General features: G+C 73.3%; 7 protein-coding genes. 5 read left to right on the forward strand and 2 right to left on the reverse strand.

What is annotated here, in order from left to right:
- Positions 1-120: 120 nt before the first annotated feature.
- The 4 genes from BJ971_RS25610 to BJ971_RS25625 are packed head-to-tail and all read left to right on the forward strand — an operon-like array spanning position 121 to position 18,068.
- Entirely contained in the window at positions 121-1,053 is a 933-nt protein-coding gene (locus BJ971_RS25610; RefSeq protein WP_184995753.1) for a hypothetical protein, read from the forward strand.
- The gene (locus BJ971_RS25615) at positions 1,050-9,878 is read left to right on the forward strand and encodes a Tc toxin subunit A-related protein (RefSeq protein ID WP_184995754.1); all 8,829 of its coding nucleotides are present in this window, start codon (positions 1,050-1,052) and stop codon (positions 9,876-9,878) included. Before BJ971_RS25610 ends, BJ971_RS25615 begins: the two co-directional genes overlap by 4 nt.
- Before the next feature lie 2 nt (positions 9,879-9,880).
- Positions 9,881-17,602, forward strand: a complete 7,722-nt coding sequence (locus BJ971_RS25620) for a SpvB/TcaC N-terminal domain-containing protein (protein ID WP_184995755.1) — start codon at positions 9,881-9,883, stop codon at positions 17,600-17,602.
- 43 nt (positions 17,603-17,645) lie between these two features.
- Positions 17,646-18,068 carry a hypothetical protein gene (locus tag BJ971_RS25625; RefSeq protein WP_184995756.1) on the forward strand — a complete coding sequence of 141 codons (423 nt, stop codon included), beginning with the start codon at positions 17,646-17,648 and terminating at the stop codon, positions 18,066-18,068.
- A gap of 12 nt (positions 18,069-18,080) precedes the next feature.
- Here BJ971_RS25625 and BJ971_RS25630 read toward each other — a convergent pair whose 3' ends face one another.
- Together BJ971_RS25630 and BJ971_RS42285 are read right to left on the reverse strand one after the other, a co-directional pair.
- Positions 18,081-18,650, reverse strand: coding sequence for a SigE family RNA polymerase sigma factor (locus BJ971_RS25630; protein WP_184995757.1), 570 nt, complete (start codon positions 18,648-18,650; stop codon positions 18,081-18,083).
- Positions 18,647-19,264, reverse strand: coding sequence for a permease-like cell division protein FtsX (locus BJ971_RS42285; protein ID WP_184995758.1), 618 nt, complete (start codon positions 19,262-19,264; stop codon positions 18,647-18,649). The genes BJ971_RS25630 and BJ971_RS42285 overlap by 4 nt, the downstream gene beginning before the upstream one ends.
- Before the next feature lie 138 nt (positions 19,265-19,402).
- Between BJ971_RS42285 and BJ971_RS25640 the strand changes: the two genes are divergently transcribed.
- Positions 19,403-20,524 (forward strand): 5-methyltetrahydropteroyltriglutamate--homocysteine S-methyltransferase, encoded by a 1,122-nt coding sequence (locus BJ971_RS25640; RefSeq protein ID WP_184995759.1) that lies wholly within the window; start codon positions 19,403-19,405, stop codon positions 20,522-20,524.
- The last annotated feature ends 2 nt before the right edge of the window (positions 20,525-20,526 follow it).

A 20,526-nucleotide genomic window follows, 5' to 3' on the forward strand; every position in this document is an offset into this window, starting at 1 on the left:
CTGTCAGGTAACCGAACGACGCATTGTCGGGGGCCGCTCACAACACCAGAGTGGACACACCGTCCGGGGGAGCTCGCGGCTCCGGAGCGCGCATCGATGCGTCATGCTCGGGGAGGGCTCATGTCCGTCATCGTCGTCCGGCTGCACCCGGAGAAGCCCACGAGCGGTTTCAAGTTCACGGACTACCTCGAGGGCCTGTCGGTCGAGGTCCGGGACCGCTCGTTCGCCGATCCGGACGCCAAGAAGCCGGGCGCACTGCTCGGCACGGCGATCTACGATCCGGCGGACCCGAACTCGACGATTGTCCAGCACAACGACCCGGGGCCGCCCGGGCCCGGTCCGGTCGCCACCGCCGCCGTGCAGGTGCCGGCACCCGGCGCCGGCGAGTATCTCAGCCGCGACCTGCGGCTGGTCGTCACCCGGACGGTGGGCGGGCAGACCACGCCGGTGTCGGCGAAGAACTTCAACTTCAACGTCGAGCTGGCGCCGGGCTCGCTGCCGAACCCGCCGACGGCGAACTCGTACGCCGCGCTCGACCCGGTCGCCGCATACGTCGCGCTGCCCGCGCCCCTGGTCGGGCTGCCGCCCGGCACCACGTTCCTGGACGTTCCGGCGGACGGCACGCCGCCGCCGTTCGACGCCGTGCTGAAGGCCATGCAGACCGTCGTGGCGCAGGATCCCGGGCCGGGTAGCCCGCCCGACCTGGCGGCGCTGACCCCCGCGCAGTCCCGGCACCTGGCCCGGGAGATCGTCTACAACCGCATCCTCGAGCCGCTGCCCGAGCCGCAGAAACCCCTGGAGTACCTGTACCGCGACGTCGGCGCCGACGAGACCGCCCGCCGGCAGTTCGAGGCGGACCTGGTCACCTACTACGCGGTGCACAGCACCCGCGCCGACGTGCTCGCCAAGTACGTGTACGGGGTGTCCGCCGCGCTGGCCTGCGAGCAGAAGGCCAAGGACGCCACCCGGGTGGCCCTGACCGTTCCGGTCTTCCCCGGCCTGGCGCTGCCGTCCGGCGGCGTGCCGACCGTGACGGTGGTGGTGTCCGAGTGATCCCGCAGTTCGACATCCCGCCGCAGTACTTCTACGCGCTCGCCGCCAGCCTGCCGCCGGACGTGTCGGCCGACGTGCGCTACCGGCTCGCCACGCTCGCGGACGAGGTGACGATCCTCGACCTGCTGCGCAAGGCGGTCGAGGAGAACATCATCGTCGAGGATCCCGCGGTATCCCTCGAGATGGCGGCACGCCGGCTGCGCGCGCTCGGCGCCGTCCAGGGCGTCACCCCGGTCTGCGCACCGGGCGTCGGACTGGCCCTGACCACCGGGTATGCGGCCTACCGCAGCATGCCGGACCCCGATCCCGAGCCGGAACGCGACATCGCGCCGTTCTGGAACTCCATAATGGGCAACCCCGCGCTCGCCGCGGCCCACCTCGAACTGGTGCTGAGCGCGGCACTGCAGGAGGGCGACACCCGGCCGCTGATCGCGGACGTCATCGCCGAGGGCCTCGCCCTGAGTAGCGTCAAGAACCTCGACACCGATCCCTGGCCGGCGCCGAAACCGCCCGAGATCACGTACGCGAACTGGGTGACGGTCTTCACCGCCCACCCGGGCCGGCTGCCGGCCGCCGTCGGGCCGGGGACCTTCGAGGAGCGCGTCGCGGCGTTCGTCCGCATGCTGCACGCGTTCTTCCAGGTCTCCACCGGCGCCCTCGGGCCCGGGGCCGCCACCCCGGGCCAACCCGAGGCGTTGCCGCGCCCGGCGACCGACCTGATCCAGCTCTTCTTCGACGGGTACCGGGGCTCCTTCGACGCCGCCTGGGAATGGGGCAACGGACTGTCGTCCGCCGACCGGGATGCCGTGATCGCCACGCTCGGCCTGGATCCGGACGCCGCGGCCTGGCTCGCGCAGGCCGTCGACGTGCTGGACGGCCTCTACGCCGTCACCGCGGTGGCCGGCGTCGACGACAAGCTGCACTTCTCCCTCGCCGAGTCGTTGTACGCCCGCGGCTTCACCGGCCGCGACTCGATCACCGCGCTGAGCGGGCGGGAGTTCGCCGACGCGCTGATCGGCACGCCCGCGTACCAGGGCCAGTACGTGCGCGACATCTACATCGCCGCCGGCGGCGACCCGAACGCCGTGCCCGGCGGGGGCGGCGGGGTGTTCTGGCCGATCAACCCCGGCGACGTGGTCAACTGCGAACCCGACTGCGCGATGTCGCCCACCGGCAGCACCGCCTACCTGCGTGCCCTGCTGGACGTCGAGGTGGCCGGCCGGCCGCTCGGCGACGCGCTGGCCCTCCGCGCCGGGCCGTTCGGCGACCTGGCCGCCACGGCCGCGAACGCCGAGATCGCCGTTCCGGTCATCGACCTGGTCAACGAGTCGCTCGAGGCCATGGTGGCCAACGGTACGAGCGCCGGCGTGGTGCACGACACCGACCCGGCGGGCGTTCCGGAGCCGGCGCAGGCGTGGTTCGACGCGGTGCCGGCGTACTCCTCGCCCGCCGTGCCGGTCGCGCAGCCGGCCGCGTACGAGATCCTGGCCGGCGACTTCTCGGCGCCGGAACTGCCCTACGACCAGCGGCTGGACGTCAACCGCCGGCACCTGGAGGCGATGGGCACCACCCGGTTCGACGTGCTGCGCGGATTCCGCCGCGACATCACCGAGTTCGTCCTGGAGCGCGCGGGCGAGCCCGCGGCCTTCCCTCGGCACGTGTGGCGCTACCCGGTGCGTCTCGACCTGGCGCTGGAATATCTGTGCGTCTCACCGGCCGAATACACGACGCTGTTCGGCGAGACGCCCGCCGGCGAGAACCTCGCCGTGCTGTACGGCTTCCGCGATGAGGGCGACCGCTGGAAGGTCGTCGCGAAGGCGCTGCCGGAGCTGCTGACCCGGCTGGGGCTGGAGTACTGCGAGCTGGCCGAGCTGATGGCCACCGGCTACGTGCCCGGACGGCTCTACACCCGGCCGCGCGACGGCGAGCCCGAACCGGTCCCTTTCCCCGACTGCGCACCCTGCTGCCCGGCCGACTACGTCCTGGACTTCGACGACGCCGAGACCGACGGCCCGTGGGTGCGGCTCGCCCTGATCGCCCGGCTGTGGCGCAAGCTGCGCTGCACGTTCGCGCCGTCGTTCGCCGAGCTCGCCGAGATCTGCACGGTGCTGCGGCTCTTCGACGACGCCGGGCAGGTGAACCCGGACTTCCCGCCGCAGCTCGTCGCGCTGCAACTGCTCCGGGAGCGCTTCGGGCTGTCCGCCGTGGCGCTCGGCACGCTGCTGGACCTCTGGCGCGGCGCGGGCGCCCCGCCGGACGGCGTCGTCGACGAGCTCATCACGCGGCTCTCCCGGCACACCCCGCGCAAGCATCGCTCGCCCGGCAGGGCCGCCACCTTCCAGCGCCTGCTGCGCGCCAACCTGGACCCGCTGTCGCGGCTCGGCGGCTTCGATCCGGCCGTGCCGGCCCGCACCTGGCACGCCCGCCCCACCCACACGCTGCGGTTCGCCGAACAGCTCTCGAAGATCCTCGCGTCCCGCTTCGGCATCGGCGAGCTCAGCTACCTGTGCACGGCCGAACCGCACCTGGGCGGCGACGACCCCTATCCGCTCGCCTCCGGCATCGAGGCCGAGGTCGACCCGCTGCGGGACCCGGAGGACGAGGCCCGGTTCTCGCTGTGGGCGCTGCGCCGCAAGCTGCTCGACGCCACGGTGGACGACGACACCGCCGGGTCGTACTCCTGGCATCGCGTCGGCGACGTGCTGCGCGAGGAGGTCGGCGGCGCGCCGGCCGGCGACCGGCTCACCGCGCTCGGCGCGCGCCTGTTCCCGGGCGTGCTGCACGACGCGGGAGTCGCGGTGACCGCCGCGCAGCGGCGATGGACGGTACCGCTGGCGGGCGGCGGCGCCGCCGCCATGTGGAACACGCCCGGCTCCCCGCTGCGCTACGACGGCGTCGCGGGCGAGCTGTCGGCCGCCGCGCCGCTCACCGAGGCCGCCGTGCTGGCCAAGCTGAGCCGCGTCCGGCCGCTGCAAGGACAGGAGCCGCAGGCGGTACGCGACCTGCTCGCCGCGCCCCGGCTGGAGCTGGCCCGGTTCGGCTTCCTCTTCCCCGACCTGGAGACCGCCTGGGAGCACCTGGTCGCCGAGCCCGACGAGGCCGAGCGCTGGCGGTGGTTCCGGCACCGGTTCGCCCTGTTCCACGCCCGCTGCCGGATCATCGCCCGGCACCTGGCCGAACACGTGCTGCACCTCGACGGCGGCGACCCGGACGACGCTCCGGACGGCGGCACCGGGCAGGGCGAGGCGACCACGCTGCTCGCCGCCCGGCTGCTGCGGTCGCTGCTCGCCGACGAGAACTTCGCCGCACCGCCGCCCTGGGAGCAGGACGACGGCCACCGGCCCGACGTCACCTGGGACGGCCCGGCCGGCAGCGCGTACGCCACGCTGACCGCCCTGGTCGGTACCGGGCTGCTCGCCGAGCACACGGTGCCGTCGGCCGGCGCTCCCCTGTGGCGCGAGATCCAGGCCGGCACCGCGCTGTACACCGCGACCCGCAACTCGTGGAACGCGCCGGTGCCGACCCTCATCCCGGCCCTGGACGCCGCCCTGCCCGCGGCGCAGCAGCGCTGGGCCGGGGTGCGCAACGGCATCGGCATCGGCGCCCGCGGCGCCCAGGTCCTCGGCGGGGTGTCGGCGTTCCGCAGCGTCTGGTCCGGCCTGCTGCTTGTCGAGCAGGACGGCGACTACTCGTTCTGGGGCCGCGACGCCGAGCACGGCGGCCAGCACTGGCGGGTACGGCTGAACCGCGGCCAGAAACGCTGGACGCTGCTCAACCACCGCTGGAACGACGAGCCCGACTGCCACCGCACCTCGGACCTCGCGCTGCGCCGCGGCGTGTACGAGCTGAGCATCGAGCTGGTCCGGGACGCGCCCGGCGACGACGAGCTGTCCGACGCCGAGGCGCTGCGGTGCGGGCTGCTGGTGGAGTACCGGGGCCCGGACACCGGCGGCGAGCGCACCGCCATCCCGGCCGAGCGGCTGTACCAGGCCGCCAAGGACGCGCCGCTCGGCGCGGGCGTCAACGGCAAGCTGGTCGGCGGGGTGCCCGCCGAGCTGCTCCGCGCCCAGTACGTCAGCACGCTGCGCGACGTCCGCCGCACCTACCAGCGCGCCTTCAAGGCGCTGCTGCTGGCGTACCGGTTCGGACTGTCGGCGCAGATCTTCTCCGACTACGGCCAGTCGGAGCTGGGTTACCTGCTGGAGCACGGCGACCGGCTGGCCGGGCTGGCGTTCTCCGACGCCGGCGGCGCCGGCTGGCGGCCGCACGCCGTCGATCTCGACCCCAACCTGCTGCCGCTGCTGGACACCTACCTGCCGCCCGCGGCGGACGACCGGGCCGCGCCCTCGACGGTGCGCCGGCAGGCCTGGTTCGACGTCTGGGAGCGGCTGTTCGACCACGTCGAGCTGAACCGGCGCGCCGAGCCGGCCAGCGAGGACCCGGTCTGGCTGCTGTACGACGAGGCCGCCGGCGACCAGCCGGATAATCCGGCTCAGCTGCTGCGCCACCTGGGCGTCAACCTCGCGCACGCGCCGCAGGTGCTCACCTACCAGCCCGCGACGACCCTCGCCGCGGACGCGCTCACCGACGAACGCTGGCCGACCCGGGTGTGGCACGCCGACCGGATCGTCCGGCGTATCACGCACCGCTTCGCGATCGCCGACCTGGCGCCGGCCCGGCCGGACCTGTGGGCCGCCGAGGACCTGCTCGGCTCCGGCGGCAACCTCAATCTGGTGACGCTGGTACGCGCCGGCTTCGTGGGCAACGGCGCGCCGGCGCGCTACCGCGATCTGCGGCGCCTCGACGACTGCCTGCGGGTGCACGCGCGCGACGCGCTGGTGGCGTACCTGGTCCGGATGGGCCGGGTGCCGCTGCCCGGCAAGGGCGGCGGCGCGGTGACCTCGGCCGAGCAGCTCAGCGACCTGCTGCTGACCGACGTGCGTACCGGCGTCGAGGCCACCATCACCCGGATCGACGCCGGCATCGCCGCCGCGCAGTCGCTGATCGCCCGGACCCGGCTCGGCCTGGAGCTCTGGCGGCCCGACCCGGCGTTCGTCCGCCGCTGGGACGAGCGGTACGCCACCTGCGAGGTGTGGGGCGGCCTGCGGCGCGGGCAGCTGTACCGCGAGAACGGGGCCGGCGCGCGGGAGCTGGCCGCGGCCCGGCGCACCGAGAGCTTCCGGCTCCTGGAGCGGGAACTGCACCGCGCGACGGTGTCCATGCCGGTACCGGGCGGCCTCGAGTCCTGGCCGGCGCACGCCGGCCCGCCGCGCCACCCCGGCCTGCTGCTCCTGCAGGAACGCGACGCCTCGGCGCTGACCCGGCTGACCCCGGCCCGGCAGGGCCTGGGGCTGCTGGGCACCCCGGAGGACGCCGGCACCCGCTCCTGGCTGGCGCCACCGCCGATCCAGGCGGACGACGGCGGCGACAACGACGGTGGCGACAACGACGGTGGTGACAACGACGGTGACGGGGGCGGCATCGGTCTGAGGGCCGAGGTGGTGCTCCCCCGCACCGTCGACGGGACGCTGCCATTGTGGATCGAGGCGGCGATCCGGCTGGGCGCCCGCTTCCTGCGGGTGCCGGCCGCGGCCGTGCCGCCGGCCGGACAGCCGTTCCGGCCGCGCGACGGCGGCGACCGCCGCGGCGCCGTGCCGGACGAGTACTACTTCTGGCTTGTCGACACGGCGACGTTCGAGGAGATCCAGCAGGTGGCCGACTGGCCCGGCTGGCACGACGCCACCACGGCCGCGGGCATGCTGGAGTGGCCGGCCAAGGGATCCGTGCACCTGGTGTGGGCGCACGTCCGCAACGGCGAGATCCGGCAGCCACGCCGGTCCGTCGGCGGCCTGCGGATCCCGGCGGGCGCGAGCGCGGCCACCACCACCCTCACCCTGGTAGGGCGCGAGCGCGACGTCCTGCTGCTGCGGGTCGGCGGCGGCGGCCTGCTGCCCGGCGCGGCCCCGCCGCCGGATCCGGGCTTCCGCTACGAGATCGCCTCCGATCAGGCGACCGTCGTGCCGCAGGTGACCCCGGACGTGGTGATCCTGCCGGAGAACAACCCCGGCCTCGGCAAGCTCACCGCGTACCCGTACTTCCTGTACTTCGATCCCGGCGCGCCGCTGTTCCCCGCCGACCCGTTCGCCGAGGCGATCACCGTGGCCTGCGCGCTGCGGGCCCGGTGCCGCCCGGAGGCGGCCACCGCCTGGTACGCGACCGCGTACGACCCGATGCTGGGCGACAACCGGTGGTGCCGGCCGGGGGCGGACGACCACGACCAGCTGCCCCGGCGCCGGCGGCGGGGCGAGGCGGCCCGCGTCGGCGAGGCGTTCGCGCGCCGCGGCGGCTGCTGCGACGGAACCGAGGCCGACGACGACACCGCCCGGCGGCGGCACCTCACCCTGGAGTACCTGGAGACGCTGCTGGAATGGGCGCGCTGCGCGGAGCAGGAGCGCACCGCCGCCGGCCGCGGCCGGGCCCGGCTCATCCTGGACGGTGCGGCCAAGCTGCTCGGCCCGACGCCGGTGACCACGCCGGGCTGCGGGGATTCCCGTGAGCCCGGCACCGTCGCGAACTTTCAGCCGTGCGACGCACCGCTGAACCCGTGGCTGATGTCGCTCTACACGCGGGTCGCCGACCGGCGCGCGGCGCTGCGGGCCGAGCCGGGCGACTCCGACCACGGCTGCTGCGGGTGCGGGTGCGGCGGCGCCGGGTGCGCCGGCGCGGACTGCTGCTGCCCGGCCAGCCCGTACCGGTTCGGCTACGTGCTCAGCCGCGCCGCCGACTTCGCCGCGCAGGTCACCGCGTTCGGCGCGGAGTTGCAGAGCGCGCTGGACAAGGGCGACGCCGAGCTGCTCGCCGCCGTGCGTACCCGGCACGAGCAGCAGGTCCTGCACCTGAGCGGCGCGATCCGCAAGGAACAGTGGCGCGACTCCGACTGGCAGGCGCAGGGCCTGCGCCTGGCCAAGCAGACCGCGCAGACCCGGTACGACTACTACAACGCGCTCATCATCCGGGGCGAGATCGCCGGTGAGATCGACTACCGCGAGCTGAGCAACGGTTCCTTCGGCGCCACCGGCGCGTCCAGCGTGACCGAGGCGATCGGCGTGGTCATGGGCGCCATCCCCGACGTCTTCGTCGGCACGACCGCCTTCACCCAGCTGCCGCTCGGCACCAAGCTGGCGAACGTGTTCTCCGGCATCTCCCGGATCTCCGGGCAGGTGGCGACGATCCTGTCCGGCACCGCCGGGCTGCGCAACACCGAGGCCGGCTGGGACCGGCGGCTCACCGACTGGATGTTCCAGCGCGAGCTGGCCACCCTGGAGATCGCGCAGGCCGAGCGGAACATCCTGGCGGCCGAGCGGCGCCGCGCTGCCGCGCTGGCGGAGGTCAACAACATCCAGCGCCAGGTGGAGAACGCCCGGGAGGTCGTCGAGCTGCTGCGGGACAAGGCTACCTCGCACGCGCGGTTCCTCTGGCTCAGCAAGGAGGTGGCCGGGCTCTACCGCCAGATGTACGAGATCGCCGAGTGCGCCGCCCGGCAGGCCGAGCGCGCGTTCAACGTCGAGCGGGGCTTCACCGACCGCCGGTTCGTGCCCCGCTCCGCCTGGAGCGACCTGCACCACGGGCTGACCGCCGGCGAGCACCTCACCCTCGCCGTTCGCCGCATGGAGGCCGCGTACACCAGCGAGAACGTCCGCGACTACGAGCTGACCAAGCACGTCTCGCTGCGCAAGTTCTTCGGCTCGGCGTTCCTGGACCTCAAGGTGACCGGCGCGTGCACGGTCGAGCTGCCCGAGTGGCTGTTCGACCTGGACTATCCGGGCCACTACCTGCGCCGGCTCAAGAGCGTGTCGCTGACCGTGCCGGCGGTCGTCGGCCCGTACACCGGGGTGCACGCCCGGCTGACGCTGCTGGCCAGCACCGTCCGGGTCGAGCCGCGGCTGCTCGGGCCGCAGGCGTGCTGCTGCGACGAGCCCGCGTCCGGGCCGTGCGGCTGCGCCTGCGGCGGCGGGGACTGCGCCGGCTGCGGCGACGGGTGCGGCGAGCGGTGCGGCAGCTCGGCGGGCTACCCGCTGGAGTGCGGCGACCGCCGCGCGGTACGCGACTTCGGCAACCGCCAGGCCATCGCCACCTCCACCGGCCAGAACGACGCCGGGCTGTTCGAGCTGATGTTCCGCGACGAGCGCTACCTGCCGTTCGAGTACGCCGGCGCGGTCAGCACGTGGTGCCTGGAGATCCCGCCGGAGAACAACGACTTCGACCTGGACCAGCTGGCCGACGCCGTGCTGCACGTCAACTACACGGCGCGCGAGGGCGGCCCGGTGCTGCGCCGGGCGGCGGCCGCGTACGCCCGCGAGCGCCTGCCCGACGCCGGCGAGCGGCTCATCGACCTGGCGCACGAGATGCCGCAGGAGTGGGCCCGGTTCACCGGCGAGGGCGGCTACCGCCGGCTCGACCTGCGGCTGTCCCGGGACTACTTCGCCGGGCTGACCAGCGGTCGCGGCGCCCGGGTGCGCCGGGTAGAGATCTTCCTGGAGTCCCCGCACGCGGCGCCCAGCACGCACGTGGACCTGGAGTTCGCGGTGGCGGGGTGGGCCCGCTGCGAGCCCGAGGTCGAATACCAGTTCCAGCTGGTCGCCGGCGGCGAGAAATGCGGCTTCTACCACGGCGTGGTGGACGTCGACGTCGGCCCGGTCAGCTCCGCCGAGACGCGGCTCGTCGGCAGCTTCGAGTTCGACCGGCCGGTGCGGGACGCCAACCGGATCTTCCTTCTCGTGCACTACGAGCTCACGACGGAGCGTACCGGCGCGCGGCGGGCCTGACGATGCTGCCAGCCACGCCCGCCGCCGGGCCACCGCCGGACCCGGCCGGCGGCGCGGCCGCCGAGGCCGCACCGCCGGGTCCGCCTGCGCCGCAGCGGCAGCCGCCGGCCGCCGGCCTGCCCGCGGCGCCGGAGCTGCCGAGCGTCTCCCTGCCCACCGGCGGCGGCGCGATCCGCGGCATCGGCGAGAAGTTCGGCGTCGACGCCGTGACCGGCACGGCCTCGTTCACGATCCCGCTGCCGCTCACCCCGGGACGCGACGGCTTCGGGCCGCGGCTGGACCTGTCGTACGACTCCGGGTCGGGCAACGGGCCGTTCGGCCTCGGCTGGGGCCTCAACCTGCCGGCGATCGTCCGCAAGACCGACAAGGGTCTGCCCCGCTACGACGACGCGCACGAGTCCGACGTGTTCGTGCTCTCCGCGGCCGAGGACCTGGTACCGGCCGGGCCGCCGCACCGGGTCGACGGGTACGAGGTGCGCCGCTACCGCCCGCGGATCGAGGCGACGTTCGCCCGCGTCGAGCGGTGGACCCGGATCGGCGACCCGGCCGACGTGCACTGGCGGACCCTGTCCCCCGAGAACGTGCTCACCAGCTACGGCGCCGATCCCGGTTCCCGGATCACCGACCCGGCCGACGAGCGGAACATCTTCGGCTGGCTGGTCTGCGAGACCCGCGACACCGCCGGCAACGTCGCCCGGTACGAGTACGCCGCCGAGGACGACCACCGCAGCACCGCGCAGCGCTACCTCAAGCGGATCCGGTACGGCAACGCGACGCCGTGGCTGGACGCCGACGGCGAGCGGCCGCGCTTCCCCGGCGACGCGGCGGTACGGGACACGCGATGGCACTTCACCGCGGTCTTCGACTACGGCGACCACGACGAGAAGCACCCGCGGATCGAGCCGGACCGGCCCTGGGGCACCCGGGACGACCCGTTCTCGGCGTACCGGTCCGGATTCGAGATCCGGACCGCCCGGCTGTGCCGCCGGGTGCTGATGTTCCACTCCTTTCCGGACGAGCCCTCGGTCGGCGCGGACACCCTTGTCGGCGCGGCCGAGCTGAGCTACTCGCCGCGCACCGACCCGACCACGGTGGACCGGCCGGTCTACGCCGAGCTGGTCGCCGTCACCCAGGCCAGGTTCCGCCGGGACGGCGCCGGCTACCGGCGGCGCGCGCTGCCGCCGGTGGAGATGACGTACTCCGCGGCGACGGTGCGGAACCGGGTGCACACCGTCGCCGCGGACCAGCTCGGATCGCTGCCGCAGGGCCTGGACGGCCGGACGTTCCGCTGGCTTGACCTCAACGGCGAGGGGATACCGGGCGCCTTCAGCGAGCAGGGCGGCGGCTGGTACTTCCTGCCGAACCTCAGCGCCGGCACGGACGGCGAGGTGCGCTTCGGGCCGCTGAAGGCGGTGCCGGCCCGGCCGAACCACACCCTGCGCACCCCCGCGCAGCTGATGGACCTGGGCGGCGACGGCCGGCTGGACCTCGCCGTGCTCGGCGGCCCGGACGCCGGCGTCTACCAGCACGACGAGGACGACGGCTGGCGGCCGTTCCGCCCGTTCCGCCACCGGCTCACCGTCGACCCGGACGATCCGAACCTGCGCCTGGTGGATCTCGACGGCGACGGCCTGCCGGACGTGCTCATCACCGAGGGCGACTCCCTCGTCTGGCACCGGGGGCTGGGCCTGGACGGATTCGGTCCGGCGTTCCGGATACCGGTGCCCGGCGACGAACGCCGCGGGCCCCGGGTGGTGTTCGCCGACGCCACCGAGAACGTCCAGCTCGCGGACATGACCGGCGACGGCCTCTCGGACATCGTCCGGATCCGCAACGGCGACGTCGCGTACTGGCCGAACCTGGGCTACGGCCGGTTCGGGCGGCGGATCACGATGCGCAACGTGCCGCGCTTCGACACCGACGGCCAGTTCTCGGCGGCCAAGGTGCGCCTCGGCGACCTCGACGGCTCCGGCACCACCGACGTCGTCTACCTGCACGGCACCGGTCCCCGGCTGTACTTCAACCAGTCCGGCAACGCGCTGAGCGCGCCGCACCGCCTGGACGGCTTCCCGCTGACCGACAACCTGGCCGGCGTCGAGCTGCTCGACCTGCTCGGCAACGGGACCGCCTGCCTGGTCTGGTCGTCGCCGCTGCCGGGCGACGCGCGCCGGCAGCTGCGCTACCTCGACCTGATGGGCGCCAAGCCGCACCTGCTGACCAGCATGGCGAACAACCTCGGCGCCGAGACCCGGGTGCACTACCGGTCGTCGACCTCCTACTACCTCGCCGACAAGGCGGCCGGCCGGCCGTGGATCACCCGGTCGCCGTTCCCCGTGCACGTGGTGGCCCGGACCGAGGTCTTCGACCACGTCAACCGGCACCGGTTCACCTCCCGCTACGCCTACCACCATCAGTACTTCGACGCCGTCGAGCGGGAGCCGCGCGGCTTCGGGCTGGTCGAGCAGTGGGACACCGAGGACTCCACGGTGCCGTCCGACGGCACCCACGTGCCGCCCGTCTACACCAAGTCCTGGTTCCACACCGGCGTCTACCTGGGACGCGAACACGTCAGCGACTACTTCGCCGGCCTGCTCGGGCCGAAGGACCGCGGCGAGTACTACCGGGAGCCCGCCTGGGCAGACGACGACGCCGAGGCACGCCGGCGGTTGCTACCGGACACCGTCCTGCCCGAGGGCCTCACCTTCGACGAGGAACGCGAGGCCTGCCGGGCGCTCAAGGGCTCGCTGCTGCGCCAGGAGGTGTACGGCCTCGACGGCACCCCGGCCGAGCGGCACCCGTACACCGTCCTCGAGCAGAACTTCACCATCCGGACGCTGCAACGGCGCGGCGCGAACCGGCACGCCGTCTTCCTCGCCCATCCCCGGGAACGCCTGACCTACACCTACGAGCGCGACCCGGAGGATCCCCGGGTCGACCACTCGCTGATCCTGGCCGTCGACGACGCCGGGCACGTGCTGGACGAGGTGACCATCGCGTACGGGCGCCGGACGCCGGACCCGGCGCTGCCCACCGACGAGGATCGCGCCGCGCAGGGCCGGACGCTGGTGACCTCGGCGCACAACACGATGACCGCCTTCGTCGACACGGCCGACCACTTCCGCATACCGCTGCCCGCCGACGTCCGGGCGTACGAGATCACCGGGGCGCGGCCCCGCGATGGCCTGCGCTTCGCCTTCGAGGAGTGGACCGACGGCGGGCCCGGCCGGCGACGCCTGATCGACCACTCCCGGGTCCTGTACCGCCCCGACGACCTGGGCGCCGCGGCCGGTGACGCGACGGCGATGCTGCCACTCGGCGCGCTGGAGCCACGCGCGGTCGCCGGCTGCACCTTCCGGCTGTGCTTCGACGAAACCCTGCTGCGGCACACCTTCCGGCGCGACACCGACCTGCTCGACGACCTGGACGCGGTGCTGCGCGAGGGCGGCTACCGCAGCGGTTCGGAGCTGGCCGCGGCCGGCGCGTTCCCGGCCGGCGACCCGCCGGGCCAGTGGTGGCTCCCCGGCGACCTGACCTTCCTGTCCCCCGCCGGGCAGGACGGCGCCGCGGACGAGCTCGCCTTCGCCCGCCGGCACTTCTTCCTGCCGCGCCGCGCCCGCGACCCGTTCCAGGACGGGGTGACCAGCCGGGACCGGGAGGCGATCTACGACGGGTACGACCTCGTGGTGGTCGAGACCGTCGACCAGCTGGGTAACCGGACGACGGCCGGGCGGCGCGACGCCGCCGGATCGGGCGTGGACTACCGCATCATGCGCGCCCTGTACGTCACCGACCCCAACGGCAACCGGGCGCAGGCCGCGGTCGACACGCTGGGCATGCTGGTCGCCACCGCGTCGATGGGCAAGGAGGACGAGGAGCTCGGCGACTCGCTGGCGGGTTTCGACGACGACGCCCTGGACGACCGGGGCCCGGACGGTCCGCCGGAGCAGACCGCGCCGGCGCTGATCCGCAAGGCCGGCCGCCGGTACTGCTACGACGTCTTCGCCTATCACCGCACCCGGGACGACCCGGCGCCGCAACCGCCGTCGGTGCGCTCGATCGTCCGGGAGACCCACGAGTCGGACCTGGCACCGGGACGGCGCTCCGGGCTTCAAAACGCGTTCTCCTACTGCGACGGCTTCGGCCACGACGTGCAGAGCAAGGTGGAGGCCGATCCCGACCCGGCGCAGCCAGACCGGCCACGGTGGATCTCCACCGGGTGGCGGGTGCTGAACAACAAGGGCAACCCCGTCCGGGTCTACGAGCCGTTCTTCACCTTCGACCACGGCTTCGAGTACGGCGCGACCCGCGGCGTCAGCACGATCAAGTTCTACGACCCGGCCCAGCGGGTGGTGGCGACGCTGAGCCCCGACCACACGTACGAGAAGGTGACGTTCGGGGCCTGGCACCGCACCGACTGGGACCGCAACGACACCGTCCTGCAAGATCCGCGCACCGACCCCGACGTCGGCGGCGTGATGGCCGGGCACTTCGCCACCACCGGCCCGGACTGGCGGACCTGGCACGCGCAGAGGATCGGTGGCGCGCTCGGCCCGCGCGAGCGGGCCGCGGCCGAGCAGTCCGAGGCGCACGCGCGCACCCCGTCCACCACCCACCTCGATCCACTGCAACGGGCCTTCCTGACCCGGGCGCACAACGGTTTCCGGCCGGCGCCGGTCCTGCTGGACACCCGCTGCGAGTACGACATCGAGGGCAACCCGATGGCGGTCCGGGACTCGATGACGGCGCTGTCGCCCCTCGGCCGGGTGGTGACCCGCAGCGTGTTCGACCTGATCGGCCGCGAGCTGCGCCGCGACGCCATGGACTCGGGCACGCGGTGGACCCTGTGCGACGTCGACGACAAGCCGCTGCGGCAGTGGGACAGCCGCGGCCACCGCACCCGGCCGGTCTACGACGCGCTGCGCCGGCTGGTGCGGATCGCCGTCCGCGGCGCGGATCCGGACGACCGCGGCCGGGAGGTGGTGACCGAGCGGACCGTCTACGGCGAGTCCGCGCCGGACGCCGAGCGGCACAACGGCCGCACCCGGGTCCATCTGCATCTCGACCAGTCGGGCGCGGCGCTCTTCACCGACTACGACTTCAAGGGCAATCCCGTACGGTCCGTCCGGCGCGTCGCCGAGCAATTCCGCACCGTGGTCGACTGGTCCCTCGACGGCGCCGCCGACGCCGACCTGCTCGCCGCCGCGGAGCCCGCGCTGCTGCCCGGCGAGTACCTGGCGTCGTCGGAGTTCGACGCGCTGAACCGGGTGCGGACCCTGACGAACCCGGCCGAGGACGGCTTCGGCGTCAGCGTCACCCGGTACCGCTACAACCGCTCCAACCTGCTGCTCGGCCTCGACCTGCGGATCGAGGGCGGCACCGGCTGGACGCCGCTGATCCGGCACACCGTGTTCGACGCCAAGGGCCGGCGGCGACGGCTGGAGCGCGGCAACGGCGTGGTCACCACCTTCGACTACGACCCGCTGACGTTCCGGATGACCGGCCTCGTCACCACCCGGGAACGCGGCCGCCGGGACCTGCAACGCCTGGCGTACACCTACGACCCGGTCGGCAACATCACCGCGATCGCGGACGAGGCACACCGGCCGGTCTTCTTCCGCAACCAGCGGGTGGACGCGAGCTCCGGATACATCTACGACCCGCTGTACCGCCTGATCCGCGCGACCGGACGGGAGCAGCTCAGCCGCCTCGGCGCCCGGCCGCGCACCGCGGGTCCGCGGCTGCCCGGTGTCGCGCTGCCGGACGACCAGCGCGCGGTGGCCCGCTACACCGAGGAGTACGAGTACGACGACGTGGGCAACGTGACCCGGCTCCGGCATCGCGGTCACGACCCGCGGCATCGCGGGTGGAGCCGGACGTTCGCGTACGAGCAGCACGGCAACCGGCTGGACACCACGACGCTGTCCACCGGCGGGTCCACACCGGAGCACTACGGCTACGACCGGCACGGCAACCTGACGCGGATGCCGCACCTGGAGGCGATCGGCTGGAACCACCTCGACCAGCTGCGCACCTCGCGGCGCCAGCGGTCGGCGGACGGCCGCGCCGAGCGCACCTACTACGTGTACGACTCCTCGGGCGCCCGTACCCGAAAAGTCACCGAACGCGCCGGCGGCGGTGTCCGGACCGACCGGATCTACCTCGCCGGTCTTGAGGTCGTCCGGCGGCACGCCGGTGCGCACAGCGGACTGATCCGCAACACCCTCGCCGTCGGCGACGGCAAGAACACGATCGCCCGGGTGACCGCCCGCAACGACGTCGACGACGACACGCCCCGGCGCCAGATCCGGCACCAGATCCCCGATCACCTCGGCTCGGTGGCGGTCGAGGCCGACGGCGACGGGCGGCTGCTCAGCTTCGAGGAGTACACCCCGTACGGCAGCACGGCGTACCGGGCGGCCCGCTCGGAGGCCGACGCCCGCAAGCGGGACCGGTTCATCGGCCGGGAACGCGACAACGAGACCGGCCTGTACTGCGTCGGCGCGCGGTACTACGCGCCCTGGCTCGCCCGCTGGGCGTCGGCCGACCCGGCCGGGCTGCGCGATTCCACAAACCTCTACACGTACGCGGGATGCGACCCGGTCAACCAGGTGGACCGCAACGGCGCCTGGAAGGTCAACTGGACGCAGGTGGGCATCGGGTTCGCCATCGCGGCGGGAACCGTCGCCATCGGCGCCGCCATCGTGATGACCGGCGGCGCCGCCGCCGCGCCGCTGCTCGCCGGCGCGGCCGCGTTCACCGGCGTCAGCGAGGGCGCCATCGTCACCGGCCTGGTGCTGACCGGCACCGCGATCGGCACCGCCAACGTGATCAAGACCTCGGGCGAGCTGACCACCGGCAAGAACTACAAGGGCGAGCAGCTCTCCGACGACGAGCTCTCCCGCAAGCTGGGCGCCCTACCGGTCGACGTGATCGCCACGGCCCTGGGCGTCAAGGGCCTCTCGCTCGGCGGCGGCGGTGGCGGTGCCGCGGCCTCCGGGATCGCCGACATCGGCGAGGGCGGCGTCGCCGCGCTGCGCAACTTCTCCGCGCCGTCGTTCAGCCTCCCCAGCATCGTCGCCAACACCAAGGCGATCATGCCGGCGCTGAGCGCCGCGGCGATCCCCGTCGCCATGGCGATGGTCGGCAACGGCGGCGGCGGGGGCGGGGGCGGCGAGCCGCCGCCGGAGTCGAAGCCGCCACCCGAGAAGACGTCGTCACAGCAGCCGCCGCCCGAGGCGGGCGCGACGCAGAGCTCGTCGCCGAACGCCACCGCGACGACGTCCGGGCCGGTCTCCTCGACGCCGCCCAAGGTGACCGTCACCAACCCGGGCGGCGCCAACGGCGCCACCGTCGGCAGCTCGACGACCAAGAGCTACCGCGACACCTTCTTCAAGATCTTCCCGTGGCTCAAGGGCAAGATCCGGGTGCACCACGCGGTCGAGCGACAGGTCGAGAAACTCTTCCCGGGCCGGTTCACCACCTCCGAGATCAACTCGGCGGAGAACCTGCGCGGCATACCCAACGAGATCAACAACACGGTCCACCTGAGCCAGATCCGCAAGATCTGGAACAAGTTCTACCAGGCGTTCCCGAACGCGACCCGTGAGCAGATCCTCGCCGAGGCGCAGCGGGTCGACGACATGTTCGGCGCCTGTTTCACCCCGCCGATCAGGCCTCCGGTCTCGACCAACCCCACGCCGACGCCGGCCTCTTCGGGGCCGTGACGGCGATAGACTCCCCTTCCGCTCTCCTCGAGAGGAACCGTCGATGCAGTACTACATCGTCCGTCCGGAAGTGCCGGGCGGCCTCGGTGAAGACACCGTGATGGATTACAGCGGCGATCAGCCTCGGGTCACCCAGCTGGCGTACGAGTTCGAGGGCTGGCTCGGCGACGAGCTCATCACCGCCCATCCGGCGTTCGCCGCCACGACGGCGCTCGCCGACCGGTTCCAGCAGGCCGGGCTCACCGGATTCCACACCCGGGCGATGCGGGTGACCACCTCCGAGGACTTCGACGAGATGTACCCCGGCCGGGAGCTACCCCCGTTCACCGAACTGGTGATCGACGGCCAGGCCGGCGTGGACGACTTCGCCATCGACAAGGCCAACGAACTCGTCCTCTCGCAGCGGGCCCTCGACATCCTGAACACCACCGGCCCGGTCGACACCGAGGTGGAACCCCTGGCGTGACCCGCGCCCGCCTCAGCGGTCGGCGAACTCGTCGCCGAGGAGGGTGCGCAGGCGGGCCAGCGCGCGGGCGTTGCGCATCTTGACCACCGATGCCGAGACTCCGAGGATCGCGGCGACGGTGTCGACACTGTGGTCCTCGGCGTGACGCAGCACCAGGACGGCCCGGTCCTCGACGGTGAGCCGGGCCAGCGCGTCCACCAGGGCGAGGCGCAGCTCCGGGGTACCCGCCGCGGCGCCGTCCGGCCGGTCCGGCAGCTCGGCCAGCACGATCTCGGATCCGCTGCGCCGCCGCTGCCGGTCCAGGACGAGATTCATCAGCACCCGCCTGCTGTACGCCTCCAGGTTCGTTGCGGTACGGATCCGGGCCCAGGACGCGTACATCTTGGCCAGGGTGTGCTGGGTCAGGTCCTGGGCGAGATGCCAGTCCCGGCACATCAGGTACGCGCTGCGTCGCAGCCGGGTAGCGGCGGACTCCACGAACGCGGTGAACTCCGCGTCCCGGGCCGCCTTTCCCCGGCGGCGGACGCCGCCGCCGGTACCGGTGTCGTCCGCGGGCCGGCTCGGGATCACGGTCTCGGTCACAGGATCCCGCCGATCGGTGCGCTCGCCGGGCAGGTACGGCCGACGATCTGGTCGACGCCGTCCATCGCCGCGTACTGCGCGCGGAACGCCGCGTACTGCGCGGCGTCCGCCAGGCGCACGCGGAACGACGGGGGTAGCTGGTCCGCGCTGACCGAGGCGACGAAGTCGGGATCGTCCGCCCACAGCTTCTTGAACCGCTCAAAGGCCTCCGCCCGGCTCTCGTAGTGCATCGCGGCCACCCGCCCGTCGTTGCCCAGCGACGACGCCACCGCCGACCGCTGCCCCTCGGTCGTGCCGGCGCCCAGGAAGATGCCCACGTCGGTGGCGTCGCGCTCCACCGGCTTCGAGCACGACGGCGCCGCGACCGGCATCATCGCGGCACCGGGCGTCACCGGCGGGCCCTGCGACCCCGGCGCCCGGAACGGCAGATTCAGGCCGGCCACGACGCCGAGCACGATCACCACACCGGCCGCGACGCCCGCCGCGGCCGTCTGCCTGCGGCGGCGGCGGATCCGGCCGCCCTCGGCGATGGCGGCGTGTGCCAGCTCGCCCAGGTCGATGCCGGGATCGTCGCCGACCGCCCGGTCGAACTGCTCCCGCATGTCCGCTTCCACTGCCGCTCTCCTCGCTGTCGCACCCGGCCTCTGCTGATAGAACCGGATGGACCCCGGATTCGGTCACACCCTGGCGACCGACGGCGCGGAGGTGTACGCAGATATCGAGACGCGACTATCAGCGACGGAAGGAATCCGATGACGCTCCGCGACGTCCCGCCGTTCCGAGCCGACCACGTCGGCAGTCTGCTACGCCCGCCCCACCTGCTCGAGGCCCGAGAGCGGCGGGCAACCGGCGAGATCGGCCCCGACGAGCTGCGAGCCGTCGAGGACGACGCCATCCGCGCCATCGTACGGATGCAGCGTGACGTCGGCCTGCGGTCGGCGACCGACGGTGAGTTCCGCCGGACGTCGTGGCACATGGACTTCATCTACCGCCTCGGTGGCATCCGGCCAACGGACGAGAAGATCCAGGTCCACTTCCGCAACGCGGCCGGCGAGCTCGACTTCGAGTCCGCGGCGCTCGCGATCGACGCGCCGGTCCGGCTGCAGGAGACCGTCTTCGGCGACGACTTCGCCTTCCTCGCCGACACCGTCGACCCCGAGGTCACCGCCAAGCTGACGATCCCCTCGCCGAGCATGGTGCACTACCGCGGCGGCCGGGCCGCGATCGATCCGGCCGTCTACCCGGACGAGGACCAGTTCTGGGCCGACCTCAGCGCGGCGTACGCGGAGCAGGTGCGGCGGGTCGCCGGGCTGGGCTGCCGATATCTCCAGCTCGACGACACCAGCCTGGCCTACCTGAACGATCCCGCACAGCGCCGGCTGCTCACCGAGCGCGGCGACGACGCCGAGCACCAGCACCTGCGCTACATCCGCCAGATCAACGCGGCGATCGCGGACCGCCCGGCCGGGCTCGCGGTCACCACACACATGTGCCGCGGCAACTTCCGGTCCTCGTGGGCGGCCGAGGGCAGCTACGACTTCGTGGCCGAGGCGCTGTTCAGCGAGCTGGCCGTCGACGGCTTCTTCCTGGAGTACGACGACGACCGCTCGGGCGGCTTCGCCCCGCTGCGGTTCGTCCCGCCCGGCAAGATGGTCGTGCTCGGCCTGGTCACCACGAAACGCGGCGCGCTGGAGTCGAAGGACACGCTGAAGCGGCGCATTGACGAGGCGAGCCGATACGTTCCCCTGGAACAGCTGTGCCTGTCGCCGCAGTGCGGATTCTCCTCGACGGTCGAGGGCAACGTGCTGTCCTACGACGAGGAGGTCGCGAAGCTCCGGCTGATCGTCGAGACGGCCGAGGAGGTGTGGGGCTGACC

The organism is Amorphoplanes digitatis, assembly GCF_014205335.1.
Classification (GTDB): Bacteria; Actinomycetota; Actinomycetes; order Mycobacteriales; family Micromonosporaceae; genus Actinoplanes; species Actinoplanes digitatus.